At 62.0% G+C, this 17,527-nt stretch carries 12 protein-coding genes and 1 pseudogene; 4 read left to right on the top strand and 9 right to left on the bottom strand.

The genetic code is table 11. The features are described from left to right. Positions 1 to 6: 6 nt before the first annotated feature. Entirely contained in the window at positions 7 to 2,085 is a 2,079-nt protein-coding gene (locus JFT85_RS02570; RefSeq protein WP_053255911.1) for a hydantoinase/oxoprolinase family protein, read from the bottom strand. Between the two features lie 168 nt (positions 2,086 to 2,253). Then, entirely contained in the window at positions 2,254 to 4,698 is a 2,445-nt protein-coding gene (locus tag JFT85_RS02565; RefSeq protein WP_242486514.1) for a LuxR C-terminal-related transcriptional regulator, read from the bottom strand. 490 nt (positions 4,699 to 5,188) lie between these two features. Between JFT85_RS02565 and JFT85_RS02560 the strand changes: the two are divergent. Then, a pseudogene (locus JFT85_RS02560) lies at positions 5,189 to 5,421 on the top strand (ADP-ribosylglycohydrolase family protein); the annotation flags it as partial. Here JFT85_RS02560 and JFT85_RS02555 read toward each other — a convergent pair. From JFT85_RS02555 to JFT85_RS02535, 5 genes are read right to left on the bottom strand one after another with little or no spacing between them, the layout of a single operon-like run. Continuing rightward, complete coding sequence (locus JFT85_RS02555; RefSeq protein ID WP_201229108.1) at positions 5,418 to 6,704, bottom strand: NAD(P)/FAD-dependent oxidoreductase; 1,287 nt, start codon at positions 6,702 to 6,704, stop codon at positions 5,418 to 5,420. The pseudogene JFT85_RS02560 and the gene JFT85_RS02555 overlap by 4 nt on opposite strands. 3 nt (positions 6,705 to 6,707) lie before the next feature. After that, the gene (locus tag JFT85_RS02550; RefSeq protein WP_201229106.1) at positions 6,708 to 8,279 is read right to left on the bottom strand and encodes an aldehyde dehydrogenase (NADP(+)); all 1,572 of its coding nucleotides are present in this window, start codon (positions 8,277 to 8,279) and stop codon (positions 6,708 to 6,710) included. Positions 8,280 to 8,337: 58 nt separating this feature from the next. Beyond that, on the bottom strand, positions 8,338 to 9,285 hold the full coding sequence (locus JFT85_RS02545) for a dihydrodipicolinate synthase family protein (protein ID WP_201229103.1): 948 nt from the start codon (positions 9,283 to 9,285) through the stop codon (positions 8,338 to 8,340). Between the two features lie 32 nt (positions 9,286 to 9,317). Then, positions 9,318 to 10,244 carry a 4-hydroxyproline epimerase gene (locus JFT85_RS02540; protein ID WP_069551903.1) on the bottom strand — a complete coding sequence of 309 codons (927 nt, stop codon included), beginning with the start codon at positions 10,242 to 10,244 and terminating at the stop codon, positions 9,318 to 9,320. A 12-nt stretch (positions 10,245 to 10,256) separates the two neighbouring features. Beyond that, the gene (locus tag JFT85_RS02535) at positions 10,257 to 11,882 is read right to left on the bottom strand and encodes an APC family permease (protein ID WP_201229101.1); all 1,626 of its coding nucleotides are present in this window, start codon (positions 11,880 to 11,882) and stop codon (positions 10,257 to 10,259) included. Between the two features lie 186 nt (positions 11,883 to 12,068). Between JFT85_RS02535 and JFT85_RS02530 the strand changes: the two genes are divergently transcribed. Together JFT85_RS02530 and treS are read left to right on the top strand one after the other, a co-directional pair. Then, positions 12,069 to 12,827 carry an AraC family transcriptional regulator gene (locus JFT85_RS02530; RefSeq protein WP_053255918.1) on the top strand — a complete coding sequence of 253 codons (759 nt, stop codon included), beginning with the start codon at positions 12,069 to 12,071 and terminating at the stop codon, positions 12,825 to 12,827. 86 nt (positions 12,828 to 12,913) lie between these two features. Then, positions 12,914 to 14,980, top strand: a complete 2,067-nt coding sequence (gene treS / locus JFT85_RS02525) for a maltose alpha-D-glucosyltransferase (RefSeq protein WP_053255919.1) — start codon at positions 12,914 to 12,916, stop codon at positions 14,978 to 14,980. A 90-nt stretch (positions 14,981 to 15,070) separates the two neighbouring features. Here the strand turns inward: treS and JFT85_RS02520 are convergent, their stop codons facing one another. Continuing rightward, entirely contained in the window at positions 15,071 to 15,682 is a 612-nt protein-coding gene (locus tag JFT85_RS02520) for a cysteine hydrolase family protein (RefSeq protein WP_053255920.1), read from the bottom strand. A 171-nt stretch (positions 15,683 to 15,853) separates the two neighbouring features. Here JFT85_RS02520 and JFT85_RS02515 point away from each other — a divergent pair, with 171 nt between their 5' ends. Beyond that, entirely contained in the window at positions 15,854 to 16,711 is an 858-nt protein-coding gene (locus JFT85_RS02515; RefSeq protein WP_201229098.1) for an alpha/beta hydrolase family protein, read from the top strand. 589 nt (positions 16,712 to 17,300) lie between these two features. On the opposite strand, the gene JFT85_RS02510 is transcribed toward JFT85_RS02515, so the two are convergent. Beyond that, the gene (locus tag JFT85_RS02510; protein ID WP_104814072.1) at positions 17,301 to 17,486 is read right to left on the bottom strand and encodes a hypothetical protein; all 186 of its coding nucleotides are present in this window, start codon (positions 17,484 to 17,486) and stop codon (positions 17,301 to 17,303) included. Between the last annotated feature and the right edge of the window lie 41 nt (positions 17,487 to 17,527).

The following is a 17,527-nucleotide window of genomic DNA, read 5'->3' as shown; positions in this document are numbered from 1 at the left end:
ACTCCGTCAGCCGTTGATCATGATGTGCAGGTTGCCAAGACGATCCACCTGCACGCGGTTGCCGGGGTGTACCACCACGGTTGTGCCTGCGTCCTCGACAATGGCCGGACCGAAAAATGTCATCAATGGTTCAAGCAGGGCGTAGTCATAGAGGCTTGCCTCATGAATACCTTCCTGGGCGTAGTCGACGCGTCGCTGGCCCTTGCAGGCATCACCGATCAGGCGCCCGGTGACGGGCAGCGCCTGGGGCGCCAATTTGCCGACTTGAGCGATGGCCACCAGGTGAAAGCCGATGATTTCCACCGGGGCTTGTAGGGCGTAGGTGTAGTGCTGCTCATAGAGCGTGTGAAAGCGTTGTTCGATCACGGCCCAGTCGGTGTCGATGCGTTCGTGCGGGTCGAGCGGTACTTCGACCGCGTGCTCCTGGTTTTGATAGCGCAACTTGCAATGCATCTGGATTTCGACGTGCTGAGGGGGGATGGCTTGCGCGACGAACTGTTCGCGGGCGGCCCCCGACAACTCTTCGAGAAACAATTGAGCCTGCTGGCGTTCGCCGTGGTGGGCGGTCTGCACAAAGCGGTTGATAAACAGGTCGCGTCGCAAGTCCGAGAGGGTCATGCCCCAAGCCGAGAACACCGAAGCATTGCGGGGGACGATGACCTTTCGCACACCCAACTCTTGCGCGAGTGCAACGGCATGCATGGCGCCACCGCCGCCGAATGCCATCAATGTCAGCTCACGCGGGTCATGCCCGCGGCTCAAAGACACCAGCTTCAACGCATTGACCATGTTGTCGTTGGCCAAGCGCACGACGCCGCGTGCGATCTCATCCGGCGGCAAGTGCAGGCGTTGGCCAAGGGCGTCCAGTTCACGCACAACGGCAGGCAGGTCGGCCACCACGTTGCCGCCACAAAAGTAATCCGGGTTGATGCGCCCGAGCATCAGGTTGGCATCGGTGGTGGTGATCTGTGTGCCGCCGTTGCCGTAGGCGGCAGGCCCCGGCACGGCGCCGGCGGAATGCGGGCCAACATGCAGTTTGTCGAAGTCGTCCACCCAGGCGACCGAACCGCCGCCGTTGCCGATTTCCACCAGGTCCACTACGGGTACCATGATCGGGTAACCCGCGTTGATCCGGTTACGTTCAATCCAGTAGTCGGTCTTGATCGACACTTGGCCGTTGCGAATCAGTGCACATTTGGCTGTGGTACCACCAATGTCGAGGCCCAGCACGTTCGGTTCGTCAATCAGCCGTCCCAACTCGGCAGCCGCCCAAAAGCCACTGGCTGGCCCCGATTCGACCATGGTGATCGGCGTTTCCCGCGCATGCTCCACACTGTCGATGCCACAGTTCGACTGCATGATGTACAACGGGGCCTTGTAGCCGCTGTCGCGCAAACCGCTGGCCAACTCGTCAAGATAGCGTGCGGCGATGGGCTGGACATAGGCGGACAGCACGGTCGTGCTGGAGCGCTCATACTCACGCCATTCCCGGGTGATCTGATGGGACGCGACGACGGACACGTCTGGCCAGAGCCTGCGCACTTCATTCAGTACGGCCTGTTCATGGGCCGGATTGGCATAGGCGTGCAGCAGGCAAATCGCAATCGCCTGTACGTCGTCGGCGCGGAACGCTTCAATGATTGCGGCGACTTGCGCCAGTTCAAGCGGTTGCCGCTCCTGACCATTGGTATGCAAGCGTCCGGTTATTTCGCGGCGCAAATAGCGCGGTACGAAGGGGGCTGGCTTTACCCATTTCAGGTTGAAGTAATCCGGGCGATTGGCACGGGCGATCTCCAGCACATCGCGAAAGCCGTGGGTGGTTATTAATCCTGTCTTGACGCCCCGGCGTTCGGTCAGGGCATTAATTACCACAGTGGTGCCGTGCGCCAGGAAGTCTACGGCCGCCAAATCCACGTCAGCCTTGCGGATGACATTGAGCACGCCTAGAGCGAAGTTCGGTGGCGTGGTGTCGACTTTGGCCGTACGAATCGTTTGTTCGCCGGTGGCCGGGTTGTTTTCGAAATACACGAGGTCGGTAAAAGTACCGCCGACGTCGGTGGCCACACGCACTGTTTTGCCGTCCATACCCACAGGGCATCTCCTGCTGTACTTACGTTGTGAGGGGCGCCAGGCGAGAGCCTTTCGCTGGTGTTGAGGCATGCTAGGGCGCGCTGCGCGGCGCAGGCTATGAGCAGGGCGGGTAGGTGACGAGGTTTGGGGCGCATCGACTACCCGCCTGGGTAGGTTGGTGGATCAGTGAGGCGCGTCAAGCAGCCCAAGACGCAACGCTGCAGCCATGGCGGCGGTGCGGCTGTCGACACACAGCTTGGTAAACACATGCTTGAGATGGAACTTCACGGTGTTTTCAGAAATATCCATCGCCAGGGCTATGGCTTTGTTCGATTGGCCTTGGGCGAGCAAGGTGAGAATCTGTGTTTCCTTGGCGCTGAAGGACATGCGCGAACGCACCGGGTGGGCGCGCCACCCGCGCAGGCGCGTGATGATCGCGTGCTGGTTGTGGGCGGTATTGGCACAGGCTTCCAGCGCCGTCAGTATGCAAGGCCCTGCTTCCAGCAGCAGGCCGGGCAGTGCCAGGGCGGGTATCGAGGCCAGGATCGCGTTTTGCTCGGGTGGACGGCCCTTGCCCTGGGCGGCCAGCGCGAGCAGTTGCAGGCGCCAGGCGGGCAACTGCAAGCCGCGTTCTTGCAGGCGTTGCGCGCCGCGCTGCAGGTGATTGAGTGCGTCAGCCGATGCCCCCGTCGCGAACTGTAACCTGGCCAGTGCCAACGTTGCGGCCTCATGGTTGCGCCAGTCATCAGGGCTCTTTGCCGCGCGTTCCAGGTGATTGGCCAGCGCCTCCTGCCGCGCCTGCGTCAACGCGCCGCCTTGCACCAGAAGGTCGACTCGCCAGGCGTTAACCAGCCGTGTCAACCGCGGCCAGTTGCGCGCAGTGGCGAGTTCGGCCACCTGCGCAAGTTCGAGTAACGCCGGTTGCAGTCCAAGATTGCGCAGCGAAGTGCGCCAGGCAACCTCCGCGGTGACGGCCGTGATATCCAGCCAGGCGTCGGTCTGTTTGAGCGAGGCCCAACCGTCGCGAACCCAGGGTGTGGATTCGGCCCAGGCACCTTGCCAATACAGCTGCTGCGCCTTGAGGCAGCCCGCCACTGCTCTGACAGAGCTCTCGCTGCCGAACTGGCTGTCGGCGATAGCCACCGCGATGTCGACGACCTGTGCGGACCCGGCGATATCGCCTGTCAAGGCGAGGACTTGGGCCTCGTGGATGCGACAGTAACTCTCACCGCGTGAGCTGCCGACCACACGCATCTTGAGGTGCGCCGAGCGAATCACTTGCAGGGACAGCAACAGTTGACCCTGCTTGAGGGTCTGCAAGGCACGCGCGCATTCCAGGGTACCGGCGGTGAGCATAGTGTCGCCTGGAGCGCTTTCGCAGCTTGGCAAATCGAATCGATCGATATAGCCATCGGCCAGCGTGCGTACCACATGAAAGTCTCGCGCAAGCCGTCGATCTGCCTGGACCCGGTCGCGGATCAAATCGAGCAATTGATTGGCGAGGGCGTGTTCGCCGAGCTTGGCGTGCAAGTACGCCTGGAGCAGCAACAGGTCCGGTTCGGTGCGCAGCGTCTTTTCATCGAATTGCTGACGCAGGCTTTCTGCGTAACGAATGCCGTTGTGCAGCACCACCTCCCATCCGCCGGCCTGCACCAGCAGGTCAACCGCGAGACGGGTGTTACGGGCACGCGACGCATAGCGTATGGCCTGTACCCAGTCCTTTTCTTCAGCCAGCCATTGGGCGGCGGCGTTATAAATGTTACGTGCTGCGCCCGCATCGATACGTTGATTGAGGAAGTCCTGGAGTAATCGGTGATGACGAAACCACTGGCGACCGGCATCCAAGGGGACGAGCAGGGCGTCCAGGTGTGTCAACTGCGCCAGCAACTGCGCACTGTCGCTGCGGCCACGTACCGCGTCGGCGAGTTCGGCGTTGAAGCGCTCGAGCAACGCCATGTCCCGCAGAAAATCCTGGCACTGCGGTGACAGGCGCTGTACCACCTGCCCCGTGAAATACTCGGCCATGTCGGTGACACGCCCCGAAAAAGCATGCAGGCCATACAACGATGCATCACCACTGCTGCGCCACAATTTGGCCAATTGCACGGCCATCGCCCAACCTTCGGTTCTCTCGTGCAAGTCGTGCAGTTCGGCGGCCGGTATATCGGCGCCCAGTATGGCTGCGGTTTCCGAGGGGGTGAGCGTCAACGCGTGGGCGGATACTTCGTGCACCCAGCCGTTGGCTTTCCACTTCGCCAGCGGCCAGACGGGCCGCTGGCGTGCGGACACAACCCATTCGAGCCACGGCGAAGCCTGTTCCAGCAAGGCCTGCACGATGGCGTCGAGTTGAGGGTTTGCCACCGCGTGATAATCGTCCAGGAACAACGTGACCTTTCGGTCTGAACGCGCCAGTGCGTGGAGCAACGCCGTTATCGTGCGCTGCGGTTGGGCTTCCAGCGCCTGTGCATGGGCAAGGCCTGTAAGGTGGCCCAGATCGAGGCCTGCGTGGTCCAGCGTCAGGATCAGATAGGCGAGGAAACGATTAGGGTCGCAGTCCGCCTCATCCAATGACAGCCAAGCGACGGTCGAAGGTGTTGAGGCTGACAGCAGGACTTGTCGCCACTGCATCAACAGCGTCGTTTTGCCAAACCCTGCAGGCGCTATCACCAACACCAGAGGGCCGACGATTCGCGCGAGAAAAGAAGCGATCAAGGCCTGGCGAGGCAAGGAGGTCAGCAATGTAAAAGGAGGTGTCAGCTTGCCAACCCAGCACCAGTTGGATGAAGCAGGTGAAGACTTATTTTTCAAGACAGCGGTCTCGTACACAATGAATGCGTAGGTTTTATCAGCTACTTTTTGGGTTGGGGCCGTCAGAATCGTCACCTGATGTTTAGTCAGCCATCTGGGTGGGGGGACATGCCGCCGGCGCAGAGCGCGATCGGCCCGGCGCTTTCGCGCGGCGCCTGTGTGCTGGCGGGATGTCTGCAACTGGCAAGCATCCTGGGAGGTCGTTCCTACAGACCGCGCAGGACTTATCTGATTCTTTGCAAAGGCCGCGCTCAACCCCCGGAGGAGGCGGTCAGTCGAGTGGTATAACCGGGTGCCTGGATCAGCGCTCCTGGAAGCCGCGTTCTGGTGTTTTCAGCACACCGAGTGCTTTGCGGATGCCGTGCTCGCGGCCGCGAACCTGGGGGATGATGCAGATACCACGGCGGCCATCGTCGGCCAGTTGGCGGGCGCTTATTATGGCGTTCAAGGTATCCCGGCGGGCTGGCTGGAAAGCTGTGGATGCGCGATGAGATTCAAGCGACGGCCGATGCTCTATTGGGCGCATCCCAAGCCCGTGACTAAAACGCCTCACGCAGCAGGTTGGCCTGGAAGCGATCCAACCGGAAGCACTCAAGCGCTGGCAGGCCCGATAGCGATGGCGTTGCGGCTGCCAGCTGCACGACGATTTCCGCGGTCACTGCGGCCTGCGTCAAGCCCAAATGCTGGTGCCCGAACGCAAGCAGCACCTTGCCATTGCACACCCGATCAATGACCGGCAGCGAGTCAGGCAGCGATGGCCGAAACCCCATCCACGGTGTGGCGCCTTGCACGTTAAGGTCGTGGCGAAACAATCCCTTGCTCAGCCGGTGCAACTGCCATGCGCGTTGCATATTTGCCGGGCGATCGAGCCCGGCGAATTCGACGGTGCCTGCCAGGCGCAAGCCGGTGGCCATGGGCGTCATGATGAACTTGCGTTCGAACGAGGTGACGGCAAAGGGCAGGCGGTGCGGCTCAAACGGCAACATCAGGTGGTAGCCGCGCTCGGTGTCCAGCGGGACTTTTTTGCCGGTCAGTGCCGCAGTCAGTTTCGCCGAGTGCGCGCCGCAGGCGATCAGTACCTGGCGTGCAGTGAACGTGCCCTGTTCGGTCAGCAGTGACACACCCTCTGGCGCCAGCCGCCCATCCACCACGTGCTGCTTGATAAATTGCACGCCGTGGGCCTTGGCGGCGTTCACCAGTTCGCACACCACCGTGTACGGGTCAACAAAATGCCCGGTCGCCGGGAAAAACAAGCCGCCTTGGATCTCGTCGCTCAACTGCGGCGCCGCCGCGCGCACAGCCGAACCCGACCAGTCAGCCACCGGCACGTTTTGCTGCTGCATGCGCTGGCGCAGCGCATCGAGCGCCTCACGGGAGGCGGCGCGCTCAAACACCAGTAACGAGCCGTCCTGGCGCAACAGGTGGGCCCGGTCGATGCTGTGCAGCAACCGTTGCCACGCGCCCAGGCTGGGCTCATTCAGCGCGCGAATGCCCGCGACCGTGCGCCGATAGTTCGCCGGGCGCAGGTTCAGCAACAGGCGCACAAACCAGGGCAGGGCACGGGGCAGGTATTTCCAGTCCAGGCGCAATGGGCCCATGGGGTCCATCAGCATGGCGGGCAGGCGTTTGAGAATCGACACGTCGGCAATCGGAAAGACCTGCTCGGTGGCCAGGTGCCCGGCGTTGCCGTAGGAGGCGCCCATGCCCGGGTCCTGTGGGTCGATGACCACCACTCGGCGGCCTTGACGCGCCAATTGCAGGGCGCACGCGACGCCAATGATGCCGGCGCCGATGACCGCGATATCTGCTGAGTTGGAGTGAGGCATTGCCTAAGCCTCTCTCTGGCCATTGAGCAACCGCCGCAACAACAGCGGGTTGCCGTGTTGCAGCGCGCTCGGCAGCAAACTGTCCGGGACATCCTGGTAGCACACCGGGCGCAGGAACCGCAGGATCGCCGCCGTGCCGACCGAGGTGCTGCGTGAGTCGGATGTGGCAGGGAAGGGGCCACCGTGGACGATGGCGTCGCAGACCTCCACGCCCGTCGGCCAGCCGTTGACCAGCAGGCGACCGGCCTTGCGTTCCAGCACGGGGAGCAAGGCTTTGGCGCGTATCAGGTCATCCTCATCCAAGTGCAACGTGGCGGTCAGTTGGCCTTCCAGGTGTTCGCAAACCTGGCGAACTTGCGCATCGTCGGCGCACACCACCACCAGGGAGGCCGCGCCGAACACCTCCGCTTGCAGCGGCGCATGGGTTAAAAACGCGTCGGCGCGGGTGATGAACACCTGTGCCTGGCCTTGGTTAGGGCCTTCGGCCGCCAAGCCTTTTGCGACGACCTGAGCGTGTTCTGCGAGTGCACGCACACCGGCTGTGTAGGCATTGAAAATGCCGGGTGTGAGCATGGTCTGCGCCGCGCAGCCCGGGAGCCGTTCGCTCACGGTGGCGACGAAGCGATCAAGGGCCGCGCCGGCGATCGCGATCACCAGCCCCGGGTTCGTACAGAACTGCCCGGCGCCTTGGGTCAACGAAGCCACAAAGCCCTCGGCCAGGCGTTGCGCGCGCGCCTCCAGGGCGGCAGGAAACAGGTACACCGGGTTGATCGAACTCATTTCCGCATACACCGGAATCGGCTCCGGCCGCGCCTGTGCCGCCTGGGTCAGCGCGATACCGCCGCTGCGCGAACCGGTAAAGCCGACGGCCTTGATACGCGGCTCGGTGACCAATGCAATGCCCACCTCGCGACCCGAACCGTACAGCAGCGAAAACACACCTTGCGGCAACCCACAGTCTTTAACCGCCTTGGCCACTGCGCGGCCGACCAGCTCACTGGTGCCGGGATGCGCGCCGTGGGCCTTGACGATCACCGGGCAACCGGCTGCGAATGCTGACGCGGTATCACCGCCCGCCACCGAGAACGCCAGCGGGAAATTACTCGCGCCAAACACGGCCACGGGCCCCAGCGCGATCTGCCGTTGACGCAGGTCCGCACGCGGCAGCGGCTGCCGTTGCGGCTGCGCCGTGTCCACGCGCACATCCAGCCATTCACCCGCGCGCACAGTGCGGGCAAAGGTTCGCAACTGCCCGCACGTCCGGCCGCGTTCGCCTTGAATGCGTGGGCGCGGCAGGCCGGTTTCGGCCACGGCGCGTTCGATCAACGCATCGCCGAGGGCTTCAATGTTGTCCGCAATCGCTTCAAGAAACGCGGCGCGCTCCGCCAGTGAGGTTTCTCGGTAGCTGTCGAAAGCGGCCCACGCCAGCGCGCACGCCTGCTCAACGTGCTCGCCATGGCCGCCGGCGTAGGCCGGTTCCATTGGCGTGCCGGTCGCAGGGTTGATGGCCCGGATCGCATCGCGATTGCCGGAAACTGCGCGCTGACCGATCAGCATCTTGCCCGTCAGAATCATGGGGTCGTCCTGGTAAAAAAGGGTTGGCCGCTGTGCGCACCACAGCGGCGCGAAGCGATCAGTCGAGGTTCTGTTCGGCCGACCAGTTGCTGTACCACTGACGGAACAGCGTGTACTGGTTCTCGGCGTAATGCCGCTGGGCGTCGCTGAGCATGTCGGTTTGGTTGAAGTGCAGGGCGTAGCCCTGGTCGCCGTTAAGCACCATCAAGTGCTTGTAATACAGCACCAGATCGCAGCCTTCATCGAAGGACGACAGCACGGCCAGCGCGGCTTCCAGTTCACGCGCCAGGCGTCGGGCCTTGGCGTCGCCTTTGGCCGCCTGCTTGCTCAGGGCGACCAGTTGCAGCACTTCCCGAGGCAGAGCGTTGCCGATGCCGGTAATCGCACCGGTGGCGTTGCAGTTGACGAAACCGTGTACCACTTGGGTGTCGACACCGACCATCAGGGTCACGTTAGCGTCCTGGGAGGTGATGTTTTCCGCCGCGTAGCGTAGGTCGGCACCGCCGCCGAATTCCTTGAAGCCGATCAGGTTCGGGTGTTCGCGGCGCAGTTCGAAGAACAGCTCAGCGCGGGTGGCGAAGCCGTAGTATGGGCTGTTGTAGATCACCGCCGGCAGGTTGGGCGCGGCCTTGAGGATGGCCGAGAAGTGCGCTTTTTGCGCCGTTGCAGACGCACCACGGGACAGCACGCGCGGGATCACCATCAAACCATGGGCACCGACGTGGGCCGCATGGGCTGCGTGGGCCACCGCCTCACGGCTGTTCACCGCGCCGGTGCCGACGATGGTCGGCACACCGGCGGCGACCAGGCGGGCCACACCTTCCTGGCGCTCGGCCTCGGTCAGCAACGGCCAGTCCCCCATGGAACCGCAATACACCACGGCGCTCATGCCGATATCGACCAGCTCGCGGCCTTTGGCGACCAGCGCGTCGAAGTCCGGCTTGCGCTCGGCGGTGCACGGGGTCATCAGCGCGGGGATGCAGCCGGTAAAGATGTTGTCGCTCATTGTGCTAACTCCTTGGACTATAGATCGGGGGCTCAGATGCCCCAGGCGAAAGGGTCGTGTTCGTCGATCAGCAGGGTGCTGTCGGCGGTCATGTACGCGCGGCCGGTGATGAAGGGGCGAATGCGCTCGCCCTCCCATTCATAACGGGCTTCGAATTGGCTGCCGGTGATGCTGGCTTGTACCCACGGCGCGCCGGGGGCGAGTTTTCCATCGGCGGCCAGGCACGCCAGTTTGGCGCTGGTGCCGGTGCCGCACGGCGAACGGTCGTAGGCCTTGCCGGGGCACATCACAAAGTTGCGGCTGTCGGCATGGGCGTCGTCGGCGAACAGTTCGATATGGTCGATCAGCGCGCCGTCTGCACCGTGAATGCCTTGGTGCTCCAGGGCCTTGAGCATCGCCCAGGTGTAGTCGGTGAGGGCGTCGACATTGTCCATTTGCAGGGTTTGGCCATGCTCCGAGACCAGGAAAAACCAGTTGCCGCCCCAGGCGATATCGCCATACACCCGCCCATGGCCAGGCACGTCCACCGGCACCTGCTGGCGATAGCGGTAGGCGGGCACATTGCGCAGGGTCACGGCGCCGTCTTCGTGCAAGGTGGCGGCGACGGGACCCACCGGCGTGTCGATGGTGTGCACCCCAGGCGCGATGTGCCCCAGGTGGTGCAGGGAGGCGACCAGGCCGAGGGTGCCGTGGCCGCACATGCCGAGGTAACCGGCGTTATTGAAAAAGATCACCCCGCATGTAGCCCCCGGCGTGATGGGCTCGCAGTACAGTGCGCCGACCAGTACGTCATTGCCGCGCGGTTCCAGCAGGCAGGCGCGCCGCCATTGATCGTGCGCGCTGCGCAGGTGGTCGAGCTTGGCGGCGATGGTGGTGCCCGTGAGCTGAGGAAAACCGGTCATGACCAGGCGTGTGGGTTCGCCGCCGGTGTGGGAGTCGATAACGTGCAACCGTTTCATAAAACGCTCCAATCAGTGGGTGGCCGGGGACAATGAGGCGTGGTGATGAAGGTCGCTGACGGCTTCGCTTTCGTCATCTTCGTGTTCCAGGCGCACGAGGTGCGCAGGCACGCCGGTGGCGGCGCCCCAGTAATAGATACCCAGGGCACAGACCGCGACCACCAGCGTGTCAAACGGGTGGCTGATCGCCCCGATACCGCCGAAGCTGCCGAGTTTGGACAGCAGGATGGTCACCGCGTAGAAGCCGATCAGCCACGCCGAGGCGCGCACTTGTTGCTTGAGGTTCAGGTGCGCAGTCGGCACCCAGCGCGCGCACAGCAGGTACACCCCAAACATCAGGATTTGCAGGCCGAGCAGCCACGACACGGTGCTCCAGCCGGACCAGTACACGATCAACGCGGCGATGATGAACGACAGCGGCCCCAGTACCGCCATGCCCTTGACCCGGAACGGCCGCGCCATACCCGGTGCATTGCGGCGCAACGCAGCGACGGTGACCGGGGCGACGGCGTAACTGAGGATCAGCGCTGCGGACACCACATTGATCAGCGCTTCCCAGGACGGGAACGGCAGGGTCCAGAACACCGACAGGCTAAAGGTCAGCCACAACGCTGGGCGCGGGATGCCGGATTTTTCGTCGATACGCGTGAAGAGCTTGAAGAACGTGCCGGTCTGCGCCCAGCCGTACACCACACGCGGGGTGGCGTTCATGTAGATATTGCCGCAGCCGCTGGGGGAGATCACAGCATCGGCCACCACCAGATAGGCCAACCAACCCACGCCCAGAGCCAGCGCAATATCGCGATAGGGCAGCGCCAGCTCCTTGCTGATCCCGGCCCAACCGTCGGCGAGCATCGCGGTTGGCACGCCCCCAAGGAACGCGGTTTGCAGCAGCACATAAATGGCCGTCGAAAGCAGCACCGACAGAATCAGCGCAATCGGAATGGTGCGTTGCGGGTTTTTCACTTCACTGGCCACCGAGATGATCGGCGTCAGGCCCAGGTAGGCAAAAATCACACCGCCGGCCGATACCGCCATTTCAATGCCCGACAAGCCGAATGGCGCAAAACCCTGGACCTGAAAGTTCGCCGGTTTGAAGAAGGTGAAGAGCACGCCGATCACCAGCAGCGGCACGATGAACTTGAATACGCTCACCAGGTTATTGGCGATGGCGAAGGTCTTTACGCTGCGGTAGTTGAGGATAAAAAACAGGCACAGCAGGGCGAACTGCAGCAGCCAGCCGAGGGGGGTCGGGTCGTTGGAGCCGACCTTGGTCAGTTCGGGAAACCAGGCCGCTGCGTATTGGCGCGAGGCGACCACTTCAATCGCCACCAGGCTTGAGAACGCGATCAGCGTGATAAAGCCCATCAGGTAGCCCAGCAGTGGGCCATGGGAGTAAACCGGGTAACGCACCACGCCACCGGCACGCGGCAGGGCGGCGCCGAGTTCGCAGTACACAATACCCAAGAGCAGCACGGCGAAACCGCCGATCAGCCAGGAAATAATCCCGGCAGGCCCGGCGATCGCGGACACGTGGCTGGCCGCGAACAACCAGCCCGAACCGAAGATGGCGCCCAGCCCGATAAAGGTGAGGTCCATCAGTGAAAGTTGTTTCTTGAACTTGCCTTGAGCAGACATGGCGGCGCCTTCTTGTGAGTTATTGGATAGGCATGCAGTGGCGCTATCGTGAACCCACGAACGCGGCGGCGATTGATGTTTTGCATGGCGATGGATGACGAATTCAGCACACTTTGCGGTGCTCGACAGTGCCGCGCAGATGGCGCAATCTGCCTGGCGTCGACGAATGAATGAGCAATCAACGTCATGGTGCAGAGCGCGTTTACGGCCCTATTCCAGGGGGCTCGTCCCCACAGCATCGAACAGCTATTGGCCGGAGCGGCGCAGCTGTTGCCGCTGCTGGATGTGATCCCCAATGCCGCGATCTTCATCAAGGACATCGACGCCCGCTACCTGCTCGCCAACCGGACGCTGGTGCAACGCTGTGGCCTCAAGCAACTGCAACCATTGCTCGGCAAGACCAGCGCCGAGGTGTTCCCCGCTCAACTGGGTCCGGGTTATACCGAGCAGGATCGGCGCGTGCTGGAGCAAGGGTTTGTGCTTGAAGATCAGCTGGAACTGCATCTTTACGGCAGCCGTGAACCCGGCTGGTGCCTGACCCATAAATGGCCGCTGTACAACCAGCGCGGGGAGATCATTGGCTTGGCGGGTATTTCGGTGGACCTTCAGTCAGCCAGTGAAACGCACCCGGCGTACCAGCGTCTGGCGGCCGTGGATGAGCACATCCGTGAGCATTTCAACCGGCGCGTCACCCTTGGCGAACTGACGCGGATCGCCGGGATTTCCGTGGCGCAGCTGGAACGCTATTGCAAACGGGTGTTCCACCTGACGCCACGGCAGATGATCCAAAAAGTGCGCCTGGAGCATGCGCATCGGTTACTGCACACCGACCTGCCCATCACCGAAGTGGCGTTGCAATGCGGGTACACCGACCACAGTGCATTTACCCGCCAGTTCAAGGCGTTGACCGGGTTTACGCCAAGGCAATATCGCCAGCTGGAGTAGTTGCACGTATTGCGATGCAACGAATCGCCCCCGTCGCCCCTCCTATGCTTACGAGTAACCTTTTCACGAACACAGGTATTGGGCTTATGACGGCGGCTGACAACGATCATGTGAACTGGCTGGTGCAACAATCGATGCTCAACGCGGCGCGTCAACGGGCCAAGCTCTATTCGGGGCAGGGGCGGTTGTGGCAGCAGCCGTATGCGCAGACCCGGCCCCGTGATGCCACCGCGTTGTCGTCGGTGTGGTTTACCGCGTACCCGGCGTCGATTGTGACCCGTGAGCACGGCACGGTGCTCGAGGCGCTCGGCGATGAGAGCCTGTGGCATGCGCTGTCGAAGATCGGCATCCAGGGCATTCACAATGGCCCGCTGAAAAAGTCCGGTGGGCTTTCCGGCACCCGGCATACGCCGACCATCGACGGTAATTTCGACCGCATCAGTTTCGACATCGACCCGCAACTCGGCACCGAAGCACAGTTGCAGGCGCTGACGCGCATGGCTGCCGCGCATAATGCGGTGATCATTGACGACGTGATTCCCTCCCATACCGGCAAGGGCGCCGATTTTCGCCTGGCCGAGATGGCGTACGAGGACTATCCCGGCCTGTACCACATGGTGGAAATCCGCGAAGAGGACTGGCCGCTGCTACCTGAAGTGGCGCAGGGCCGTGATGCGCAGAACCTCAGCCCGCTGCAGGTGGATGCGCTGCGCGACAAGCATTACATCGTTGGCCAGTTACAGCGGGTGATTTTCTTCGAACCCGGTGTAAAGGAAACCGACTGGAGCGCAACACCGGTGGTCGTCGGCGTGGATGGCAAGCCGCGCCGCTGGGTGTACCTGCATTACTTCAAGGAAGGCCAGCCGTCACTGAACTGGCTGGACCCTTCGTTTGCGGCGCAGCAGATGATCATCGGCGATGCCCTGCATGCCATTGATGTGATGGGCGCCAAGATCCTGCGCCTCGATGCCAATGGTTTCCTCGGCGTGGAGCGCAAGTTGGATGGCACCGCCTGGTCCGAGAGCCATCCGCTGTCTATTACCGGCAACCAGTTGTTGGGCGGGGCGATCCGTAAGGCGGGCGGGTTCAGCTTTCAAGAGCTGAACCTGACCGTAGACGACATCGCGGCCATGTCTCACGGCGGCGCCGATCTTTCCTATGACTTCATCACGCGGCCGGCTTACCAGCATGCGTTGCTGATGGGCGACACCGAGTTTCTGCGCCTGATGTTGCGTGAGATGCACAGCCAGGGAATCGATCCCGGTTCACTCATCCATGCGTTGCAGAATCACGATGAGCTGACCCTGGAACTCGTGCATTTCTGGACCTTGCACGCCCACGACAGCTACCTCTATCAAGGTCAGACGTTCCCCGGCAACATCCTGCGCGAGCATATTCGCGAACAGATGTATGAGCGCCTGGCCGGTGACCATGCGCCGTATAACCTCAAATTCGTGACCAACGGCGTGTCCTGCACCACCGCCAGCATTATCACCGCCGCCCTTGGCATTCGTGATCTGGAGGCGATTACGCCGGCCGACATCCAGCAGATCCGCCAGATCCATTTGCTGTTGGTGATGTACAACGCCATGCAGCCGGGGGTGTTTGCCTTGTCCGGCTGGGACCTGGTGGGCGCGTTGCCACTGGCGGCCGATGAGGTGGCGCACTTGATGGGCGATGGGGACACCCGCTGGATCCATCGAGGCGCCTATGACCTGGTGGACCTGAACCCGGATGCCGAGCTGTCCGCAGGGCAAATGCCGCGTTCGAAAACCTTGTACGGCAGCCTCAACCGCCAATTGCAGGACCCGGAGTCATTTGCCGCACAGCTGCAGAAAATCCTCGCGGTGCGCAATGCCTACGGGATCGCAGCCAGCCGCCAGATTCTGGTGCCGGATGTCGAGCATCCTGGTTTGCTGATCATGGTTCACGAGTTGCCGGCCGGGAAGGGCACGCAAATCACCGCGCTTAACTTCGGCGCCACACCGATCACTGAAACCCTGCACCTGCCGAACATCGCGCCGGGGCCAGTGGTGGACATCATCAATGAGCGGGTTGAAGGCGATCTCACCGCCGAGGGGGATTTCACCATCACGCTGGATGCCTACGAAGGGCTGGCGCTGCGGGTGGTCAGTCATTCGCCGATGCTGTAGGTGCTGAACACACGTATTGACTCGTCGACGCCATACAAAACGCCCGATGCGTTGCATCGGGCGTTGGGCTGAGGCCGCCGTAACGCTATTTCAGGACGGGATGGCGTTCAACGCGTGCAGAAACGCGGTGTGTTTCAGCGTCTGCGAAAACATCGGCAGGGTGAAGTGCTCGGCAGCGTGTTGTTGCTCCTCACTGAAGGTCGCGGTGCAGTCGGTCAACGTGACGACGTCGTAGCCCTTTTCATAACCGGATCGAACCGTGCCTTCGACACAGCAGTTGGTCAGGAAGCCCGCAACCACCAGGTTCTGGATGCCATTGTTGCGCAACACCAGGTCCAGGCCGGTGGTGGCAAAGGCGTCCAGCCCGCGTTTGCCCTCTACCACGATGTCGGCGGGCTCACGGGGCAGCGCGGCGCTGATCTCGGCGCCCCAGCTGCCTGCGCGAAAGGCGCTGCCGTCTGCCACGCCTTTGAGAATCCCGTAAGAGCGGTTCGTCAGCTCGGGGTAGCCCTCGGCAAATTGGATCGGCATGTGAATGATCTTCACACCCAGCTTGCGTGCCTGTTGGATCGTGGTAGCGGTGTTCGCCAGCATGTCGGTTTGGTGCATGACACCCTTGACGGCGTCGTGGAAGACGCCGCCCGGGGTGGTGAAATCGTTTTGGAACTCAATTAACACCAGCGCGGTTTTAGTCGGGTTCATCGTGATGCTCCGATAGGTGGGTGTTTGCACGGTTGTGCGATGGCACATCAGTTATAGGCGTTTAATCCTCGATCGGGTGCGTTTATGAACGACTCGCGTCACGAGATCGCAACCGGGTAATGGCAACGTAGCACCACCGCTACTCGGCTGTTCCCCTTTCAGGATTGAATCATGCGCCTATCCATGGGTGTTTTACTTGGGCTGTGTGTGCTGTTGCCCCGTTTGACCCTGGCTGAACCGACTGGTTTTGCAACACAGGACATTACCTTCACCAGTGCCGGTATTTCACTGGCCGGCACGGTCTTCTTGCCTGAGCATCCTAAGGCCGGCGTGGTCCTGGTGGACGGTTCCGGGCAGGAAAAACGCATGACAAACTTCGCGACGCTATTGGCCGCGCGGGGTATCGCGGTGTTGACCTATGACAAGCGGGGTGTCGGCCAATCTGCCGGTGTTTATGCAGGCCCGGAGGTCGGCACCAACAACCTGGATGCGTCGAACCTGACGGTGTTGGCGGGTGATGCGAACGCAGCCGTCGCGGCCTTAGCCAGCACGCTGGCGGCCAGTCGGTTGCCGGTTGGGCTGGTCGGTTTCAGCCAGGCTGGCTGGATCATTCCCATCGCGGCAGCACACAACCCCGGCGTGCGCTTCATGGTGTTGTTCAGCGGGCCCCTGCTCACAACGCGTGAGCAACTGCGGTTTCAGTTCCTGACGCAGGGCAAAGCGGACTTCTGGAATAACCACAGCGAAACCGACGTACGCACGCATATCGCTGAAGACCCTGACCGCTACGCGTTTGCCGACACGGACCCCCGCGACTCGCTTGCCCGGGTTTCGATTCCAGGGCTCTGGCTGCTGGGTGGCAAGGACCTGCAAACACCGGCGTTCCTGGCGATGGAGCGGTTGGACGCAATGAGTGCCAAGGGCCAGGCATTTGCATACCGGCTCTATCCCGAGCTGGGGCACAACGTCACGCCCGGTGGCGTCGGCCAATCGGTTGAGGACGCGCTTCAATGGATCATCTTGCGCTAGTGCATCTAGACCTTACGTTGAACGTCACGCGACGTCGGTCTTCATCAGACCCATGCAGCGCGCTTTGTTTGACAGGCGTGGCCCGGTAGCGGTTTGCCGAGCCAACTCAAGCAGAATTCATCGACTTCCACCCATGATTCGCCAGGCGATTGTTGGCATCGAATGAGCCCTGAGCAGACGCCGTTTTGATCAATTCTGACAAAGGAGCGGAATTTCGGGCTAGTGAAGAAAAGTAACCTAAGGCACAGCATGATGTTCCCCTGATTGAGTGCAATTTAGGTATAGCTTTATTTCAGGTTAAGGCCAGTAAACTCAGGGTTTTATGCTGGGTATTTCGCTTCGGTTGTCTGACGTTCGCGGGTTCTGCAGGGCGCCGCTTGGATGGCGTTAGCCAGCTAGCATACGGGGATGAAGACGGTCATTCACGTTCCTGAAAATGACAGGCTTTCTCAGCGTGAGCAGGCGAGAGCTGCTTTCAGTGCACCGGCTGCGGCGCTGCGTGGCGATACGTTCTCTACCGCGGCAGGCCCTGATGCAAATTCTTCAAAGGCGCAGGGGGATTAGTCCCCGCGTCCATTTCTGCTGACGGTCAGGCCGTCGTGTTGACTTGCGTACCTATCGATCCCGAGGTCGCTTTGGGTTGTTCGACTTCACCTGGCGTGCTGCCGTCATGATCGCCGTCGCTGTCTGCCTGCACGGCTGGGCGAACTTGAGGCTTGATGGCTGCCGGTTGGCCGGGTGTGAGGTGGGTCGTACCCGTGATGGCCGATGTCATGTTGATCCCCTTAAGAAGTTGCAGTGTGAGTTCATACTATC

Origin of the sequence: Pseudomonas sp. TH04 (assembly GCF_016651355.1) — a bacterium.
Lineage (GTDB): Bacteria > Pseudomonadota > Gammaproteobacteria > Pseudomonadales > Pseudomonadaceae > Aquipseudomonas > Aquipseudomonas fluorescens.
Note: the sequence above shows the minus strand (reverse complement) of the source record. Positions and strands in the feature narration are given on the sequence as shown.